9 protein-coding genes and 1 pseudogene are annotated in these 17,699 nt (G+C 68.9%); all 10 read left to right on the forward strand.

Annotated elements, in window-relative coordinates:
* Positions 1 to 424 precede the first annotated feature (424 nt).
* A pseudogene (locus UAA55_RS07165) lies at positions 425 to 8,782 on the forward strand (beta-1,3-glucanase family protein).
* 97 nt (positions 8,783 to 8,879) lie between these two features.
* Complete coding sequence (gene gspG / locus UAA55_RS07175) at positions 8,880 to 9,308, forward strand: type II secretion system major pseudopilin GspG (RefSeq protein ID WP_145611881.1); 429 nt, start codon at positions 8,880 to 8,882, stop codon at positions 9,306 to 9,308.
* A 24-nt stretch (positions 9,309 to 9,332) separates the two neighbouring features.
* Positions 9,333 to 10,532, forward strand: coding sequence for a type II secretion system F family protein (locus UAA55_RS07180; RefSeq protein ID WP_322951996.1), 1,200 nt, complete (start codon positions 9,333 to 9,335; stop codon positions 10,530 to 10,532).
* Positions 10,529 to 12,217, forward strand: coding sequence for a GspE/PulE family protein (locus tag UAA55_RS07185; RefSeq protein WP_322951997.1), 1,689 nt, complete (start codon positions 10,529 to 10,531; stop codon positions 12,215 to 12,217). Before UAA55_RS07180 ends, UAA55_RS07185 begins: the two co-directional genes overlap by 4 nt.
* Positions 12,210 to 13,049, forward strand: coding sequence for a hypothetical protein (locus UAA55_RS07190; RefSeq protein WP_322951998.1), 840 nt, complete (start codon positions 12,210 to 12,212; stop codon positions 13,047 to 13,049). The genes UAA55_RS07185 and UAA55_RS07190 overlap by 8 nt, the downstream gene beginning before the upstream one ends.
* Positions 13,046 to 13,600, forward strand: coding sequence for a PilN domain-containing protein (locus UAA55_RS07195; RefSeq protein WP_322951999.1), 555 nt, complete (start codon positions 13,046 to 13,048; stop codon positions 13,598 to 13,600). Before UAA55_RS07190 ends, UAA55_RS07195 begins: the two co-directional genes overlap by 4 nt.
* Positions 13,597 to 14,217: a hypothetical protein gene (locus UAA55_RS07200; RefSeq protein WP_322952000.1), complete on the forward strand. Its 621-nt coding sequence runs from the start codon at positions 13,597 to 13,599 to the stop codon at positions 14,215 to 14,217. The genes UAA55_RS07195 and UAA55_RS07200 overlap by 4 nt, the downstream gene beginning before the upstream one ends.
* Positions 14,214 to 14,741 carry a hypothetical protein gene (locus UAA55_RS07205; protein ID WP_322952001.1) on the forward strand — a complete coding sequence of 176 codons (528 nt, stop codon included), beginning with the start codon at positions 14,214 to 14,216 and terminating at the stop codon, positions 14,739 to 14,741. The genes UAA55_RS07200 and UAA55_RS07205 overlap by 4 nt, the downstream gene beginning before the upstream one ends.
* Positions 14,741 to 17,215 (forward strand): secretin N-terminal domain-containing protein, encoded by a 2,475-nt coding sequence (locus tag UAA55_RS07210; protein ID WP_322952002.1) that lies wholly within the window; start codon positions 14,741 to 14,743, stop codon positions 17,213 to 17,215. The genes UAA55_RS07205 and UAA55_RS07210 overlap by 1 nt, the downstream gene beginning before the upstream one ends.
* Complete coding sequence (locus UAA55_RS07215; protein WP_322952003.1) at positions 17,212 to 17,697, forward strand: type II secretion system protein; 486 nt, start codon at positions 17,212 to 17,214, stop codon at positions 17,695 to 17,697. Before UAA55_RS07210 ends, UAA55_RS07215 begins: the two co-directional genes overlap by 4 nt.
* Positions 17,698 to 17,699 lie beyond the last annotated feature (2 nt).

Consider the following 17,699-nt stretch of genomic DNA (forward strand, 5'->3'; position numbering starts at 1 on the left):
CATATGAATTCGGAATATATGGCAGTAACGTCGGAACGACATCGATAACATTTTAGAAATTAACTATTTCTTGGACTCGACGGCGCGGGTTTATACAGCTCCACGAAGAAACGCGCCCGCTCAGGCGGCGCCACTGCAAGAGAAGACGGGGCATGTCTCTCGCACGTTGGGGGCTTAAAATGACAGCTCGTGCCTTGCTCGCGCCCTTCGGGGCGCTGAGGGTTCTGTTTGTTGCGTTAATTATTAGCGGTATTTTAGGAATGTCCGCCGCACGGGCGGACAACGGCACGGCATTGCCACCGTCCAACCGCATCTCCATCAACCTGGGCGAAACGCCATGGCGCTTCCTGAAGGACAGCGACCCGGCCAACGCCATGGATCCCGCCTATAACGACACCCCCAGCAATCCCAATCCGAACGAGGTATGGACCTCGGTCGGCGTGCCCCATTCCCCCAGCGACAACGACACCTTCCTCAATCTGAAGTCCGGTGGCGGCCAGGGTCAGCTGACGGGCAACATCACCTGGTACCGCAAGCATTTCTCGCTGGATAACGCCTACAAGACCCGCAAGATCTTCGTGGAGTTCGAGGGCGCGCACATGGGTGCCCGCGTCTTCATCAACGGCCATTTCATCCCGGGCAACAGCCTGGTGAACCCCAACGCCACCCACGTCGTTGGCTTCGTGCCGTTCATCGTCGACATCACCGACTATGTGAAGTTCGACGGTGCCGACAACGTCCTGGCGGTCAAGGTGGCCCGGGGCGACACCTTCTTCACCAACCCCAACTTCTCCGGCGCCTTCCGCTTCGGCCAGGCCGACAGCGGGCTGTTCCGCCCGGTGTGGATGTACATCACCGACCGGGTGCACATTCCCCGCAACACCTACGCCGTGCTGAACACCTGGGGCACCTATGTCTCCACGCTCAGCGCCAGCGACGCCTCGGCCACCGTGCGCGTGCAGACCAACGTCGCCAATGAGTACGCCAACGCCCAGACGGTGACGCTGAACACCCAGATCGTGGACACGGCCGGCAATGTGGTGGCGTCCGCCCAGGACACCAAGACGCTGGCCTCGGCGCCGCTGCCGGCCACCCCGGCGCAGAACGCGCCCGAGACGGCGCCGCCGCCCGCCACCTTCGACCAGACGCTGACGGTGGACCACCCCACCCTCTGGTACCCCAACAACAGCCAGTGGGGCCGCCCCTACATGTACACGGTGGTGCACACCGTCAGCGTGGACGGCGTCGTGGTTGACGCCACCACCACGCCGCTGGGCATCCGCACCATCGCCTGGGACCAGAACTTCCCCATCATCAACGGCCACGCCCACTACCTGTGGGGCGCCTCGGGCCGCTACGACTACCCCGCCCTGGGATCCGCCGTGCCGGAGGAACAGCAATGGCGCGACGTGGCCCTGCTGGCCAACGCCGGCGGCAGCCTGTACCGCCCGGGCCATTCCGCCCAGGGACCGGAGTTCCTGGCCGCCGCCGACGCCTTTGGCGTGATGATGGTCCAGCCCAGCGGCGACGGTGAAAACGGCTTTGCCCACCTGTGCCCGGGCGACACCTATGTCGGCAACTGCACCGCCTCCACCCTCGACATCGAGATGAAGAAGGAGGTGCACCGTGACATGATCGTGCACGACCGCAACAACCCGTCCGTGCTGGCGTGGGAGGCGGACAACGGCGTCACGGACACCGGCTTCGCCCGCGCCCTGAAGTCCCTGTCGGAAACCTGGGACCCGGTCCTGACCCGCGCCCAGTCCGACCGCACGCCCGATGCCGCCAACGGCGACATCCTCGGCTGCACGGGCGACGGCTGCGACATCGGTGTGAAGCGCGACAACCCCAACGTTCCGGCCTGGGGCTCGGAATACTGGGACAACGGCGTCGGCCGCGACCTCTATGACTTCGAACTGCCCTTCGCCGCGCTGTACATGAAGCAGTGGGTGCAGAGCGTGGCCATGAAGTCCTTCGGCATGGCCCACTGGTACCTGGCCGACACGCCCGGCGAGATCGTGACCCAGGTGGACGGCCCCGGCTCGCCCACCGGTTCCGCCAGCGGCCACACCCCGGAAAGCATCCGCGGCAACGGCGCCTCGATGATGGACGCCAACCGCATTCCCCGCCTGCTCTACTACATCTACCAGGCCGCCTGGACCCCGTACGACACCCGGCCGGTCGTGAAGCTGGCCTATCACTGGAACCGCATGGGCCAAGTGCGGGTCAACGCCTTCTCCAACTGCCCGTCCGTGCGCCTGCTGCTGAACGGCCAGCGCCAGGGCGGCGACATGACGCCCAACCCGCTGACCAGCGACGTCAGCCCGGACATGACCCAGAACACCACCCTCCTGCCCACGCAGGTGCATTGGGATGTGATGTGGGCCGCGGGCACCCTGACCGCCCAGTGCCTGGACGCCAACGCCCGCGTGGTGCTGGACGCCGCCGGCAACCCCATCCAGGACACCCAGGTCACCGCCGGCACGCCGGACCACATCCGCCTGACCGTCACCCCGGAACTGGTTCGCCCCAGCGGCCAGCCCTTCGCCGTGCAGGCCAACGGCACCGACGCCGCCTTCATCACGGCGGAGGTGGTGGACGCCAATAATGTGCGCGTCCCCAACGTATCCCCCACCCTGACCTTCGCGGTCAGCGGCCCCGGCACCTACCGCGGCGGCGCCGACCATTACGTCAACGACAGCCAACCCGACGGCTATCACGCCCCGGGCGACCCCAACCTGACGGCCGAGGGCGGTGTCACCCGCATCGCCGTGCGCGCCCAGTTCACCCCTGGCACCGTGACGGTCACCGCCACGGCCCCCGGCCTGGGCGCCGGCACCGCCAGCTTCCAGACCGTGCCCACCACCGGGCCCAGCCTGGGCGCCAACGGCAACCTGTCCGTCCCGCCCACGCCGGCCGGCCAGCTGTCCATCGTCACCCCGCCGCAGGACCAGACCGTCACCGTCGGCCAGACGGCGACCTTCACCGTGCTGAGCGCGGGGGCGGCGCCCCTGAGCTACCAGTGGCAGCGGGGCGGCGTCGCCATCCCCGGCGCCACCAGCTACAGCTACACCACCCCCGCCACCAGCCTGGGCGACAACGGTGCCGCCTACAGCGTCATCGTCTCCAACGCTTCGGGCGCCAGCGTCACCTCCACGGCGGCCTTGCTGATCGTGGTGCCGCCCACCGTGCCCACCGTGCTGACCCAGCCCAAGGGGGCGACGGTCATCGCCGGCCAGAACGCCAGCTTCAGCGTCCAGGCCAACGGCTCGCCCGTGCTGAAGTACCAGTGGTTCAAGAACAAGACGGCCATCACCGGCGCCACGGGGGCGATCTACAACACGCCCGTGCTGACGCTGGACGACAACGGCGCCAGCTACACGGTGGTGATCACCAACACGGCGGGCAGCGTCACCTCCGACGCCGCCGTCCTGACCGTGGGGGCCGCCACCCCGCCCACCATCCTGACCCCGCCCGCCAGCCAGGCGGTGCCGGTGAACCAGACGGTGGTGCTGTCGGTCCTGGCCTCTGGCACGGCGCCGCTGCATTACCAGTGGACGCATGACGGCGTGGCCGTCGGCCCCGACGCCGCCAACTTCGTCATCCCGTCGGTGCAGACGGGCGACGCCGGCGCCTACACCGTCACCGTCACCAACGTGGCGGGCACCATCACCTCCAAGCCCGCCGCCACCCTGTCGGTCAGCGGCAGCAACGGCACCAACCTGGCCCAGGGCAAGACGCCGCTGGAAAGCAGCGAGCAGAACGGCGGCCTGACCGCCAAGTACGCCTTCGACGGCAACGCCACCACCCGCTGGTCCTCCGCCCCACAGATCGACCCGTCCTGGGTGGGCGTGGACCTCGGCTCACTCCAGACCTTCGACGAGGTTGTCCTGGTGTGGGAGAACGCCTACGCCACGGAATACCAAATCCAGGTTTCCAACGACGAGGGCGACAACAAGACCTGGACCACCGTGTACCCGGCGGACGGCAGCATGGCCGTGGGCCACGGCGGCACGGAAACCCTGGCCTTCCCCAGCACCACCGCCCGCTTCGTGCGCATGCTGGGCAACAAGCGCGCCACGGACTACGGCTACAGCCTGTTCGAGTTCCAGGTCTACGACGTGCCGCAATGCGGCACGGCAACGGAGCGCTATACGCTCCAGCCGGCCAAGTCGGGCACCTACGTCTCGCCCATCGCCGGCATCCCCAACGGGCCTTTCGTGCCCACCGTGGTCGACAACGTCAGCGGCCTGACCTGGCAGCAGTACGTGACGACCTTCACCCAAGCGGGCGCCCAGTTCACCCGGCCGGTGGCCGAACAGTACTGCGCCTCCGTAGGCATGCGCGTCCCCACCCAGGACGAGGCGCTGACCATCGCCGGCAACAACTATTCGGCCTGCGCCTTCCCCAACCCCTGGACCACCTGGACCGAAACCGACGTGGCGGGTGAGGCCGACCGGTCCTACTTCGTCTCCTCGGCCGGCCAGTCCTCCTCGCAGATCACCGACAACTCGCCGGGCTGGGCCCTGTGCGTGGTGGGCAAGCCGCTGGCCGCCCCCACCATCACGGCGCAGCCCGCCAACCAGACGGCGCCGCTGGGCGGCACCGCCACCTTCACCGTCGGCGTCGGCGGCCCCGGCCCCTTCAGCTACCAGTGGCTGGAGAACGGCGCGCCCATCGGCATCACCACCGTTCCCACCTTCACCACGGTCCCCCTACAGGCGACCGATGACGGCGCGTCCTTCAGCGTCATCGTCAGCAACGGCGGCGGCAGTGCCACCAGTGCTGTGGCCACCCTCACCCTGAACGGCACCGCCGGCGACGGTAACGGCAACACCGGTAATGGCGGCAACGGCAACACCGGCGGCAACACCGGTGGTGGTGGCAACAATGGCGGGGGCAATAACGGCGGCGGCAACGCCGATCCGCTGGCGCCGCCCACCAAGTCCCCGGCGTCGGACCTGGCCGCCGGCAAGAAGGCCACGGCCACCAGCGACCAGGGCGACGGCTATCCGGCGTCGGCCGCGGTGGACGGTGATCTCAACTCCCGCTGGTCGTCCGGCTTCAGCGACACGGAATTGATCACGGTCGATCTCGGTGCCGTCCAGACCGTGGACCGCGTGGTCCTGCGCTGGGAAGCCGCCTACGGCGTCGGCTATCTGATCGAGGTGTCGACGGACAACAAGTCCTGGAAGACGGTGCACACCGAAACCCAGGGCAAGGGCGGGGTCGACGACATCCGCTTCGACGCCACCCAGGCGCAGTTCGTGCGGATGAGCGGCACCAAGCGCTCCAGCCAGTACGGCTACAGCCTGTTCGAGTTCGAGGTCTACAACACCGCCACCACGCCGCAGTACGCCCTGACCGCCACGGCTGGGGCCAACGGCACCATCCTGCCCGGCACGGTGTCGGTCCTGGCCGGCGCCACCCAGACCTTCACCTTCCAGCCGGCCAACGGCTTCGCCGCCACCGGCGTGACGGCGGACGGCCAGAGCGTGGGCCAGGTGGCCAGTTACACCTTCACCAACATCCAGGCCACCCACACCGTGGCCGCCACGTTCAGCGTCTCCTCGGCGGCGGTGGACCTGGCCTTGCACCAGCCCGCCACCTCCAGCGAGCTGGAGAACGCGGGCTACCCCGCCGGCAACGCGGTCGACGGCGACCCCAACACCCGCTGGTCGTCCGCCGTCGCGCCCACCGCCTGGCTGCAGGTGGATTTGGGCACGCCCAAGGCCTTCAACCGCGTGGTGCTGAGCTGGGAGAATGCCTACGCCGTGGGCTACCAGGTCCAGGTGTCCAACGTGGGCGGCGCCGATGACCAGAACTGGACCACGGTCCATCCCGAAACCAACGGCAAGGGCGGGATCGAGGACATCACCTTCACCGAAGTGACCGCCCAGTATGTGCGCCTGAAGCTGACCCAGCAGTCCGGCCCCTATGGCTACAGCCTCTGGTCCTTCCAGGTGTACGACATGCCGACCCCCCCGACGCTGACGGCCCAGCCCGCCAACGTCACGGTGACGGCCGGCCAGACCGCGCAGTTCACCGTGGCCGCCACCGGCACCGCCCCCTTCACCTACCAGTGGTACGTGAACGGCACGCTGGCGGCGACCACCGACGCCCCCCTGTTCACCACCAAGAGCCTGACCACCGCCGACAGTGGCACCACCGTCAGCGTCGTCGTCGGCAACGTGGCCGGCACCGTCACCAGCGCCAGCGCCACGGTGACGGTGACTGCCCCACCCCAGACGGGGACAGGGTCGGGCACGGGCGACACCGGTAACGGCAACACGGGCACTGGCGGCACGCCGCCGGTCTCCACCAACGCCAACCTGGCCCTGGGCGTCACCATGACGGCCAGCGGCACGGAGAATGACGGCTACCCCGCCGGCAACGCCGCCGACGGCAGCACCAACTCGCGCTTCTCTTCCAACTTCGACGACCAGGCCTGGCTGCAGGCCGACCTGGGCGCGGTGCGGGCGGTCAACCGGGTGGTCCTGCGCTGGGAGAACGCCTACGGCGTGGGCTACCTGATCCAGACCTCCACCGACGGCAAGACCTGGAACGACGCCTACACCCAGACCAACGGCAAGGGCGGGGACGAAGATCTGTCCTTCGCCACCGTGAACGCCCGCTATGTCCGCCTGCAGGGGGTGAAGCGCTCCTCCGGCTACGGCTACAGCCTGTTTGAGTTCGAGGTGTACAACACCGCCAGCACGCCCCGCTTCACCGTCACGGCGACGGCGGGCGACAACGGCGCCATCACCCCGTCCGGCGCCACCCAGGTGCTGCAGGGGGCCGACCCGCGCTACACCTTCACCGCGGCCGACGGCTTCGTCGTCACCAAGGTGGCGGTGGACGGGCAGGATATCGGTCCCCAGGTCGCCTACACCTTCACCAACGTCCTGGGGCCGCACAGCCTCGCCGTCACCTTCGGCCCGGCCTCGGCCGGCGTGGACCTGGCGGCGGGCAAGGCGACCACGACCAGCGGGACGGAGAATGACGGCTATCCCGCCGGCAACGCGGTGGACGGCAACCCCAACACCCGCTGGTCTTCCGCCTTCGTCGATCCGTCGTGGATCGCCATCGACCTGGGATCCCCCAGACCTTCAACCGCGTGGTCCTGAGCTGGGAGAACGCGCACGGCATCGCCTACCTGATCCAGGTGTCCAACGTGGGCGGCACCGACGACAAGGACTGGACCACCGTCTACACCCAGGCCGCCGGCAAGGGCGGGGTGGAGGATTTGGGCTTCACCCCCGTGACCGCCCGCTACGTCCGCCTGCTGGGCACGCAGCGGTCCAGCCCCTACGGCTACAGCCTGTTCAGCTTCCAGGTGTTCAACAACCAGGCGGACCAGGCGCCCACCATCACCAGCCAGCCGCAAAACCAGACCGTGGGCCTGGGCCAGAGCGCCAGCTTCTCGGTCACGGTCAGCGGCACCGGTCCCTTCAGCTACCAGTGGCAGCGCAACGGGGCCGACATCGCCGGTGCCATCAGCGCCAGCTACAGCACGCCGGCCACCACCAGCGCCGACAACAACGCCCAGTACACCGTCGTCGTGACGGGTCCGCAGGGAGCCAAGGTCACCAGCACCCCGGCCATCCTGACGGTCAACGCCAGCGGCCTGCCCTACACGGTCTTCCCCGGCTTCGTCGGTGTCGACCTGCAGAACAACACCCACGGTACCTACAGCGACGACCAGGTGTACGTGGCCGTTATCGGCCGCGACCCGGCCACGGGGCAGTTCGCCTGGCTGAAGCCGGACGGCACCCTGACGGCCGCCAGCGCCGCCGACAATGACGGCGCCGGCCACCTGACCAAGAACGGCCAGAACTACAGCAACTACTTCTTCACCCTGGCCCAGGCCAAGCAGCTGAAGTTGCCCAAGATGGACAGCGGGCGCGTGTTCATCGCCCTGGGTGAGCCGCTGTACATCAAGATCCTGATGGATGCGAACAACCAGGTCGGTTACGCGGGGCCCAATCCGCTGAACGGCACGGACCCCAACATCAACGTCTATTACGACTGGTACGAGTTCACGTACAACGCGTCCGGCTTGTGGATCAACACCACCCAGGTGGACCAGTTCGGCCTGCCGCTGCTGGTGGACGTCTACGGCGCCAACAACACCTTCCACAAGCAGACCGGCATCAACCAGAGCCGTGCCGCCCTGTATGACGCCTATGTCGCGGAGACGCCGGCGGCCTTCCATTCGGCCCCACTGTCGCCCTACCGCATCATGGCGCCCTACAACGGCACCTTCGACGTGGGCCAGGCCAACGCCACCTACTTCGACGGCTACGTCGACCAGATCTGGGCCTACTACGCCACCAACACCCTGACCATCGACATGTGGGGCGGCGCCCGCCGCTTTGTCGGTCAGGTCCAGGGGGGCCAGGTGCAAGGCGGCCAGATGGTGTTCAGCGAGGTCGACCTGAAGAACGGCGCCTACGTCGGCGGCAGCTACATCGTGAACAAGCCGACGACGCAGGACGTGCTGCGCGGGGCCGGGGCCCTGCACACCGGCAACGACACCGAACTGGCGCTGGAGGCCCAGCTGTGCGCGGCCTTCAACCGCCACATCATGGACAACGCCGGGGCCTGGGCCACGCCGTCCGTCTGGTACAGCGCGGCGCCGGCCAACTTCTACGCCAAGTTCTGGCACGACCACAGCGTCGGCGGCCTGGCCTACGGCTTCGCCTACGACGACGTGTCGGACCAGAGCTCCACCATCACCACCGACACGCCGGAGCACGCGGTGTTCGGCATCGGCTGGTGACGGCGGCGACGTCAAGCAACTGAAAGGACGGCGGCGCCTGAAAGGGCGTCGCCGCTTCTTCGCATTTCAGGGCCAGTAATCTTTTGGGGATAGGGAAATGAGGGGATTTGAGAACAGGGCGCGCGAGCGGGGCTTCACCCTGCTGGAACTGCTGGTCGTGGTGCTGATCATCGGCCTGCTGGCCTCGTACGTGGGCCCCAAATACTTCTCGCAGGTATCTAAGTCCGAGGTGACGACGGCCAAGGCGCAGATCGAGGCCTATGCCAAAGCCGTGGATAATTTCCGCCTGGACGTGGGCCGCTTCCCCACGACGGAGGAAGGGCTGGCCGCCCTGATGACCCGCCCGGCCACCGACGGCGACAAATGGAATGGCCCCTACCTGCGCAAGGACGTGATCCCGGACCCCTGGGGCCACCCCTACCTTTATCGCTCCCCCGGGGAGAAAGGTGAGTTCGCCATCACCTCCTATGGCCGGGACGGCCAACCCGGCGGCAGCGGCCCCGACGCCGACATCAGCAACGAGTAGGCGGCCAGGCGGGGATCATTTCGAATGCGGTATGAGGTCCGGGCGCTGTCGCCCGATCACCTGATGACCCAGCTGGTCCTGGACGCCCAGGATGAGGACGACGCGCGCCGCCAGGCGGCGACGCGCGGCCTGGCCGTGGCCGAGGTGCGGCCGGCCAAGGGCCTGCGGATGCCCGGCACCCTTGGGGGGGCCACCGCCCGTCAGTGGTCGCTGGTGCTGTTCAGCCAGGAGCTGTTGGCCCTGCTGCGCGCCGGGCTGTCCATCGTCGAGGGGTTGGAGGCGCTGTTGGAGAAGGAGGCGAACGAGACCGCGCGCGCCATCCTGCAGCGCCTGCTGGCCGGCCTGCGTGACGGCAAGCGCCTGTCGGTCGTGCTGGCGGAACAGCCGGCGCACTTTCCGCCACTCTATGTCGGCATCGTCCGCGCGGCGGAGGGAACCAGCGACCTGCCCCGCTCGCTCGCCCGCTATCTCGACTATCGCCAGCGGGTGGACGGCGTGCGCGGCAAGGTGGTCAGCGCCGCGATCTATCCCTGCATCCTGGCCCTGGTGGGCGGGGCCGTGTCCTTCTTCCTAGTGGGCTATGTCGTTCCCAGCTTCGCCCAGATTTACCAGGGCACCGGCCGTTCCCTGCCCTTCCTGTCGCGCCTGCTGATGGACTGGGGCCGCTTCGCCGGAGCGCATTCCGCATCGCTAGCGGCGGGCATCATCGCCCTGGCCGCCCTGCTCGCCTTCGGTGTCCGGCAAGTCGTCCGGCGCGGCGGCGTGGGCCGGCTGCTGGCGGTCATCCCTGGCATGGCGGCGCGGGTGCGGATTTATGAGCTGTCGCGCCTCTACCTCACCATGGGCATGCTGCTGGAGGGCGGCATCACCGTGGTCGCGGCCATGGCCTCCATCCAGGGCATGATGTCGGCCGACGTGGCCGCCCGCCTGCGGCTGGCCAGCGACGCCGTGCAGGCCGGCACCCCCCTGTCCGATGCCTTTGAGGCCCAGGGCCTGGCCACGCCCATCTCGCTGCGCATGCTGCGCGTGGGGGAACGCTCGGGCGAGCTGGGCGCCATGCTCACCCGCTCCGCCGAGTTCTACGACGGGGAAATCGGGCGTTGGATCGACCGCTTCACCCGCATCTTCGAACCGCTGCTCATGGCCGCCATCGGCATCATCGTCGGCGCCATCGTCGTGCTGCTCTACATGCCCATCTTCGACCTGGCGGACAGCCTGCAATGAGCCAAGACGCCCTCTTCCCAGCATTGGATGACGAGGCCCTGCTGCGCCAGGCGCGGCGGGCCGCCCTGACCAGCCGGCGCGGCACCCTGGCGGAGTTCGACGCCCTGGCCGGCGGGGAAGCGCGCCAACGCCTGCACCGCCTGGGCCGGGTGCTGGGCCTGCCCGTGCTGGAGACGGCGGCCATGCTGGTCCTGACGCCGGCCCTGGATCTGCTGCCCCTGCCCCGCGCCATGCAGCGCCACTGCGCCCTGCTGCGCGCCGAGGGCGGTGAACTGCTGGCCGCTGTCACCGACCCCTTCGATGCCGACCTGCTGACCTGGCTGGAAACCCAGGCGGGGGCTGAGATGGGCGTGGCCCTGGCCCTGCAGGCCGACATCCACGCCTATCTGTCCAAGCTGGAAGAGTCCGTGCGCGCCATGGACAGCGTGGTCCAGGCCGGCGACGGCGACCGCCGCGACGGCCGCACCGCCGCCATCCTGTCCTTCGCCAGCGTCAGCGAGGCCGCCAGCCCGGCGGTGAAGCTGGTCAACTCCACCCTCTACGACGCGCTGAAGGCCGGCGCGTCGGACATCCACATGGAAAGCACGGCCACCGGCCTGGCCATCAAGTACCGCGTCGACGGCGTGTTGGATCGGGGCACGGCGATCAACGGCACCGAAACGGCGGAACAGGTCATCAGCCGCCTGAAGGTGCTGGCCGAACTGGACATCGCCGAACGCCGCGTGCCCCAGGACGGCAGTTTCCGGGTGGAGGCGGCGGGGCGTGAGATCGACCTGCGTGTCTCCATCATGCCCAGCATCCATGGCGAGGACGCGGTCATCCGCATCCTGGACAAGCGCGCCATGATGGCGGCCTACGGTGCGCTCAGCCTGGAGACGCTGGGCTTCGACGCCGCCTCGCTGGCCATCCTGCGGGAGCTGGCGGAGGAACCGCACGGCATGCTGCTGGTCACCGGCCCCACCGGTTCGGGCAAGACCACCACGCTGTACGCCGCGCTGACGGAAATCCACAACGGCCGCGACAAGATCATCACCATCGAGGATCCGGTGGAATACCAGCTGCCGGGCATCCTTCAGATCCCGGTGAACGAGCGCAAGGGCCTGACCTTCGCCAAGGGCCTGCGCAGCATCCTGCGGCACGACCCCGACAAGATCATGGTGGGCGAGATCCGCGACCGGGAAACGGCGGAGATCGCGGTGCAGTCGGCCCTGACGGGCCATCTGGTGCTGACCACCGTGCACGCCAACAGCGTGTTCGACGTCTTCGGCCGCTTCACCCACATGGGCATCGACCCCTACGCCTTCGTCTCCGCCCTCAACGGCATCTGGGCCCAGCGCCTGATCCGGGTGAACTGCCCCCACTGCGCCGCCGACTACGTGCCGGAGGACGGCGAGTTGCAGCGCCTGGGCCTGACGGGGGAGGTCATCGCCGGCTTCCGCTTCCGCCGCGGCCCGGGCTGCGGTGATTGCCGGGGCACCGGCTATAAGGGCCGCCGTGCCATCGCCGAGATCCTGACCCTGACGGATGAGCTGCGCGAGATGGTGGTGGAGAAAAGCCCCATCCGCCTGATCAAGGACACGGCTTACCGCAATGGCACCCGCAGCCTGCGCGACGTGGCCATGGCCCTGGCGCGGGAGGGCGGCACCACCCTGGCCGAGGTCAAGCGGGTGACCCAGCATGCCTAGGCCCACCCTTCCCTCCCTCACCCGTTTCCTGGGCGGCCGGCTGGAGCTGACGCTGACTCGCGCCAGCCTGTCGCTGGCGCTGCGGCGCAAGGCTTGGGGGTCTCCCGTTTCCCTGGTGGAGCTGCCGTTTGCCGGCACCTTTCATCCGGACGCGCTGGCCCCCACCCTGGCGGCGGGCCGTCTTGCCGGTCTGCCGCTGTCGGTCACGCTGGGCGACGATTTGGTGCGGCTGTTCATGGTGGCGCCGCCGGGCAACGCGCGCGGCCTGGGTGACATCCGTGCCGTGGCGGCACTGCGCTTCCAGCGCCTCTACGGCGAGGATATCGCCGCGTGGCGCCTGACCTTCGACGCAGCGGTGGACCAACCCTTCCTGGCCTGCGCCATGCCGCAGGCGCTGCACGCCGCCCTGCTGGACCTGGCCCGAACGCACCGGTTGGCGCTGACCGCCGTCACCCCGCGCTTCGTCACCGCCTGGAACGCCGAACACCGGCGGCTGGATGGCGCCTGGCTGGGCGTGGCGCAGGAGGGGGCGATCACCCTGGGCTGTGTGGACGTTCCGCCCGGCGGAGGCGCCGCCGGTTTGATGGCGGTGCATCGCCTGGCCCTGCCGCCGGGGGCGGACGCCCGCTGGCTGCGCGATCAGCTCCGCACCGTGGCGCTGCGCCATGGCCTGGCGGACCCGGCGGCGCTGAAGCTGGTGGGACGGCCCTTGCCCGGCTTGGCGACGCCCGCCGCCGGCACACCCATCTTGACCTGGCAGACCGTGGCGCCCCGGCCCACGGCCACTCAAGCCGTCGCCTACCTTTTCGGCGGAGGACAGCGCGCGGGATGAGACGGCAGACCATCAACTTCGCTCCCACCGGCTATACCCGGCTGAAGCAGGAGACGCCCGCCGCCGCCAAGGTGCTGGGCGTCATCGGCCTCGGTCTCTGCCTGACGGCGGCGCTGGAGGCGAGGGACCGGCTGGACCGCCTGTCGGCCCTGGACCACGCGGTGGCGCAGGCGGAGGGTGACCTGAGGGCGCGTACCGGCCGCCGGGCGCTCCCGCCCGATATTCCCATTCCCGAGGCGCAGGCCACGGCGGTGAACGCCGCCGTGCGCCAGCTGAACCTGCCCTGGCGCGCCGTGCTGGACGCGGTGGAGGCCGGCACGCCCAAGACGGTCGCCTTGCTGGCGCTGGAGCCTGACGCCCGGCGGGGCCTGATCCGCATCGAGGCGGAGGCGGCGGACGGTGAGGCCATGCTGGCCTACGTGAAGCAACTGAAACAGCAGCCCCTGCTGGCCGGCGCCGTGCTGGTGAAGCACCGGACGGAGGAAAGCCAGACGCGCCGCCCCCTGCGTTTCCAGATCGAGGCCGGGATTGCCGCCGGGGGGACGCCATGAGCCTGTTGTCAGCCTCCGCCCCCACGCTGCTGCTGCGCGCCCGCCTGGCCCTGGGCCGCATCGGCTGGACCACCCTGCTGGCCGGCACCCTGTTCCTGGCCGGCACCGCCGCCTTCCTCATCGGCCTGCCCGCCCTGCAGGCGCGGCTGGATGCCCGCCAGAACGATCTGGCGCAACTGACGGCGCGGGTGTCCCACGCCGCGCGACAACCCCAGCCGGCCACCGCCCCGCTGCCCTCGGCGCAACGCAACCTGCAGGCCTTCTACGACGCGCTGGGCGACGTGCGCTATGTCGACCAGGACGTGGCCGTCATCCTGGATGAAGCCGACCGTCAGGGCCTGAGCATCGCCCAGGCGGACTATAAGCTGGGCTATGACAAGGCCGGCCTCTACCACGTCTACACCATGCAGATGCCGGTGACCGGCAGCTATGCCGCCATCCGGGACTTTTGCCGGCAGGTGCTGCTGTCCTTGCCCTATGCCGCGCTGGAGGAGGTCAGCGTCAAGCGCTCCGCCATCGGTGACGCCACGGTGGAGGCGCGGTTGCGTCTGGCGCTCTATCTGGACGGTCCGGCGGATTATGAGCCGGGCAAGACAGCGGACGGGGGGGCGCGATGAAAGCGCGCCAGGCCCTGATGCTGACGGCATTGGCCGCGTCCGCAGGCCTCGCCATCTTCGGCGACCGCACACCCAACGGCGGCGGTGACATGGTGGAGCCGGTGTCGCGCCCACAGCCCGCGACAGCCCCCAAGGCGACGCCCACCGCCAAGCACAAGCACGCCCCCGCCATCCTGGCCCTGCTGCCCCGTGAGGAGCTGGTGGGGCCGCGCGATGAGGATAGGCCGGCGTCCACCCTGTTCGCGGCGCAGACCCTGGACCGCGCGCCAACGGCGGTGGCGGCCCAGGCGCCCGTGGCGGCGGCGTCCGGCACACCGGGACTGCCCTTCACCTATCTGGGCAAGAAGTATGAGAACGCGGCCTGGGAGGTGTACCTGGCCATCGGGGACCAGACCTACTTCGTGCGCGAGGGCACGGTCATCGACCAGAAATACGCGGTCAACCAGATCCGGCCGCCGGTACTGACGATGACCTACCTACCAACCAAGCAGCAGCAGACGATGACGATCGGCGGGGAAGAGTGATGGGGGTTGTGAGGGGGTGGCGGCTCGCCGCGCGCAAGGGGGTTTCCCTGCTGCTCAGCGTGGCGCTGACGGCCTGCGCCGGGCATTCCGCCTATCAGGACGGCGTGAACCTGGTGGCCGAAGGCAAGATGGACGACGGCCTGGCCAAGCTGCAGGAGGCCTATCGCCAGGACCCGCGTGACGTGCAGGTCCGCACCGCCTATCTGCAGACGCGGGAACGGGCCCTGACCACGGATGTGGAGCGGGCGGACAAACTGGCGGCCGCCGGCTCGTATGACGAGGCGCGGGCCCTGTACCGCCACGCCCTGGGCCTGAACGCCAATTACGAGCGCGCGCAGGACGGTCTGGCGGCGCTGGAGGCCCGCGCCCGGCAGGCCGGCTGGATGAACGAGGCCGACGCCCTGCTGTCACGCGGCCAGGTGGACGCCGCCAGCCAGAAGCTGGCCCGCGTGCTGACGGAGGCGCCGGCCGACCCGCGCGCCCTGGCGCTGAAGCACGCCATCGACACCCGCCTGGCGGCCAGCACGCCCCAGGCGCGGCTGGCCCAGGTCTACCACAAGCCCATCACCATCGAGTTCAAGGACGTCAGCCTGAAACAGGTATTCGAGGTGATCGCCCACACCTCGGGCCTGAACTTCCTGTTCGACAAGGATGTGAAGACGGACCAGCGCACCTCCATCTTCCTGAAGAACAGCACCATCGAGGCGGCGGTGCGCCTGGTGCTGCTGACCAACCAACTGGAACAGCAGGTGTTGGACGGCAACACGGTGCTGATCTACCCCAACACCCAGGCCAAGCAGAAAGACTATCAGGAGCTGAGCGTCCGCACCTTCTACCTGGCCAACGCCGAGGCCAAGACCATCGCCAACACCCTGAAGACCATCATCAAGGTGCGCGACATCGCCGTGGACGAAAAGCTGAACATGGTCATCGTCCGCGACACGCCCGAGGCCATCCGCATGGCGGAAAAGCTGGTGGCGGTGGAGGACGTGCCGGATCCCGAGGTCATGCTGGATGTGGAGGTGCTGGAGATCCAGCGCAGCAAGCTGCAGAACTTCGGCATCCAATGGCCAGCCTCCGCCAGTTTCCAGCCCTCCTCCCTGGGCAGCCTGACGACGGGCGGCGACAGCTCCTCCAGCGGTTCCTCGGGCGGCAGCAGCGGCAGTGCGAGCACCAGTTCCGCCGTGTCGCTCTATGACCTGACGCACCAGACCACGCGCAACATCGGCGTCACCGTGGGCAGCGCCACGGCCAACGCCAACCTGCAGGATTCCGACGCGCGGTTGTTGACCAATCCGCGCATCCGCGTGCGCAACCATGAGAAGGCCAAGATCCTGATCGGGCAACGGCTGCCCAACATCACCTCCACCGCCACCTCGACCGGATTCCTGTCACAGTCGGTGAACTATATCGACGTGGGCCTGACCCTCAATGTGGAGCCCACGATCTACCTGGACGACAACGTCGGCATCAAGCTGACGCTGGAGGTCAGCAGCATCATCCGCCAGGTGACGACGCAGACCGGCACCAGCGCGTACGAGATCGGCACCCGCACGGCCAGCACGGCCCTGCGCCTGAAGAACGGGGAAACCGACGTGCTGGCGGGCCTGATCGACAGCCAGGAGCGCACCTCGGGCAACAAGCTGCCGGGCCTGGGCGACGTGCCCGTGCTGGGCCGCCTGTTCGGCGCCACGACGGACGACGACCAGAAGACGGAAATCGTCCTGTCCATCACCCCGCACCTGGTGCGCAACCTGCAACGCCCCGACGTGAACGACGCCATGTTCAACGCCGGCACCGAGACCAGCATGCACACCGCCGTCTCCGGTTCCGGCGGCGGCGGCGTTTCCACCACCACCACCGTGGCGCCGGTCTCGCCCATGCCGCCGACGGCACCGGCCACCAACGGAACCAGCAACGGCACGAACGGGTCGTCGTCCACCACCGGCGGGGGCACGGGGGCGGTGAACGATCTGGGCCTCGGCCTCAGCCAGAACGGCGTGGGCGGCGGCACCGTCGGCGGGGCGGAGGAAGGCGCGGCGGGCGCCGTGCCGGGGGCGGGCACCGCCCAATTGCAGCTGCAGGGCACCAACCAGGCGACGGTGGGCGGCACCGTCACCGTGAGCCTGCTGGCGCAGGCGACGCAGGGGGTCACCAGCTTCCCCGTCACCCTGGGCTTTGACGCCGCCAAGCTGCAGGTCACCAACATCGCGGAGGGGCCGTTCCTGAAACAGAACGGCGCCAACACCAGCTTTTCCAGCCGTCTGGGCAACGGCCAGGTCATCATTTCCGACAGCAGCACGGGTGGTGCCGGGGTCACCAGCCAGGGCGTCCTGGCCACGGTGACCTTCAAGGCGCTGGCCGCCGGGTCCACCAATGTGCAGGTGGCGAGCGCCTCCCCCATCGGGGTGGACGGCGTGCCCATCACCCTGCTGTCGCCCAGCCCCTACACCGTGCAGATCGCCGCCAAATGACGGCGCAACGCACCTCAGAGGCGGGGTTCACGCTGGTGGAGCTGCTGGTCACCCTGGCCATCGTCGGCCTGCTGGCCACGCTGGTCCTGCCGGTGGCCCAGGTGGCGACCCAGCGAACACAGGAGACGGAGCTGCGCCGCGCCCTGCGCGACATCCGCGCCGCCATCGATGCCTATCACCGCGCCAGTGATGACGGTCGCATCCCCAAGGAGGCCGGGACCACCGGCTATCCCCCCGACCTGGACGTGCTGGTGACGGGGGTGGAGGACCAGAAGGATCCGGAGAAGCACAAGATCTATTTCCTGCGCCGGGTGCCGCGCAATCCGCTGGCCAGCGACCCCGACCTGGCCGACGCCGCCACCTGGGCCAAGCGCAGCTATGCCAGCGAACCCGACGACCCGCAGGAGGGCGACGACGTCTATGACGTCTACGCAGCCAGCCCCCGCGTCGGCCTGAACGGCGTCCCCTACAACAAATGGTGAGG

The sequence above is a fragment of the Nitrospirillum guanabarense genome (assembly GCF_034653355.1).
GTDB lineage: Bacteria > Pseudomonadota > Alphaproteobacteria > Azospirillales > Azospirillaceae > Nitrospirillum.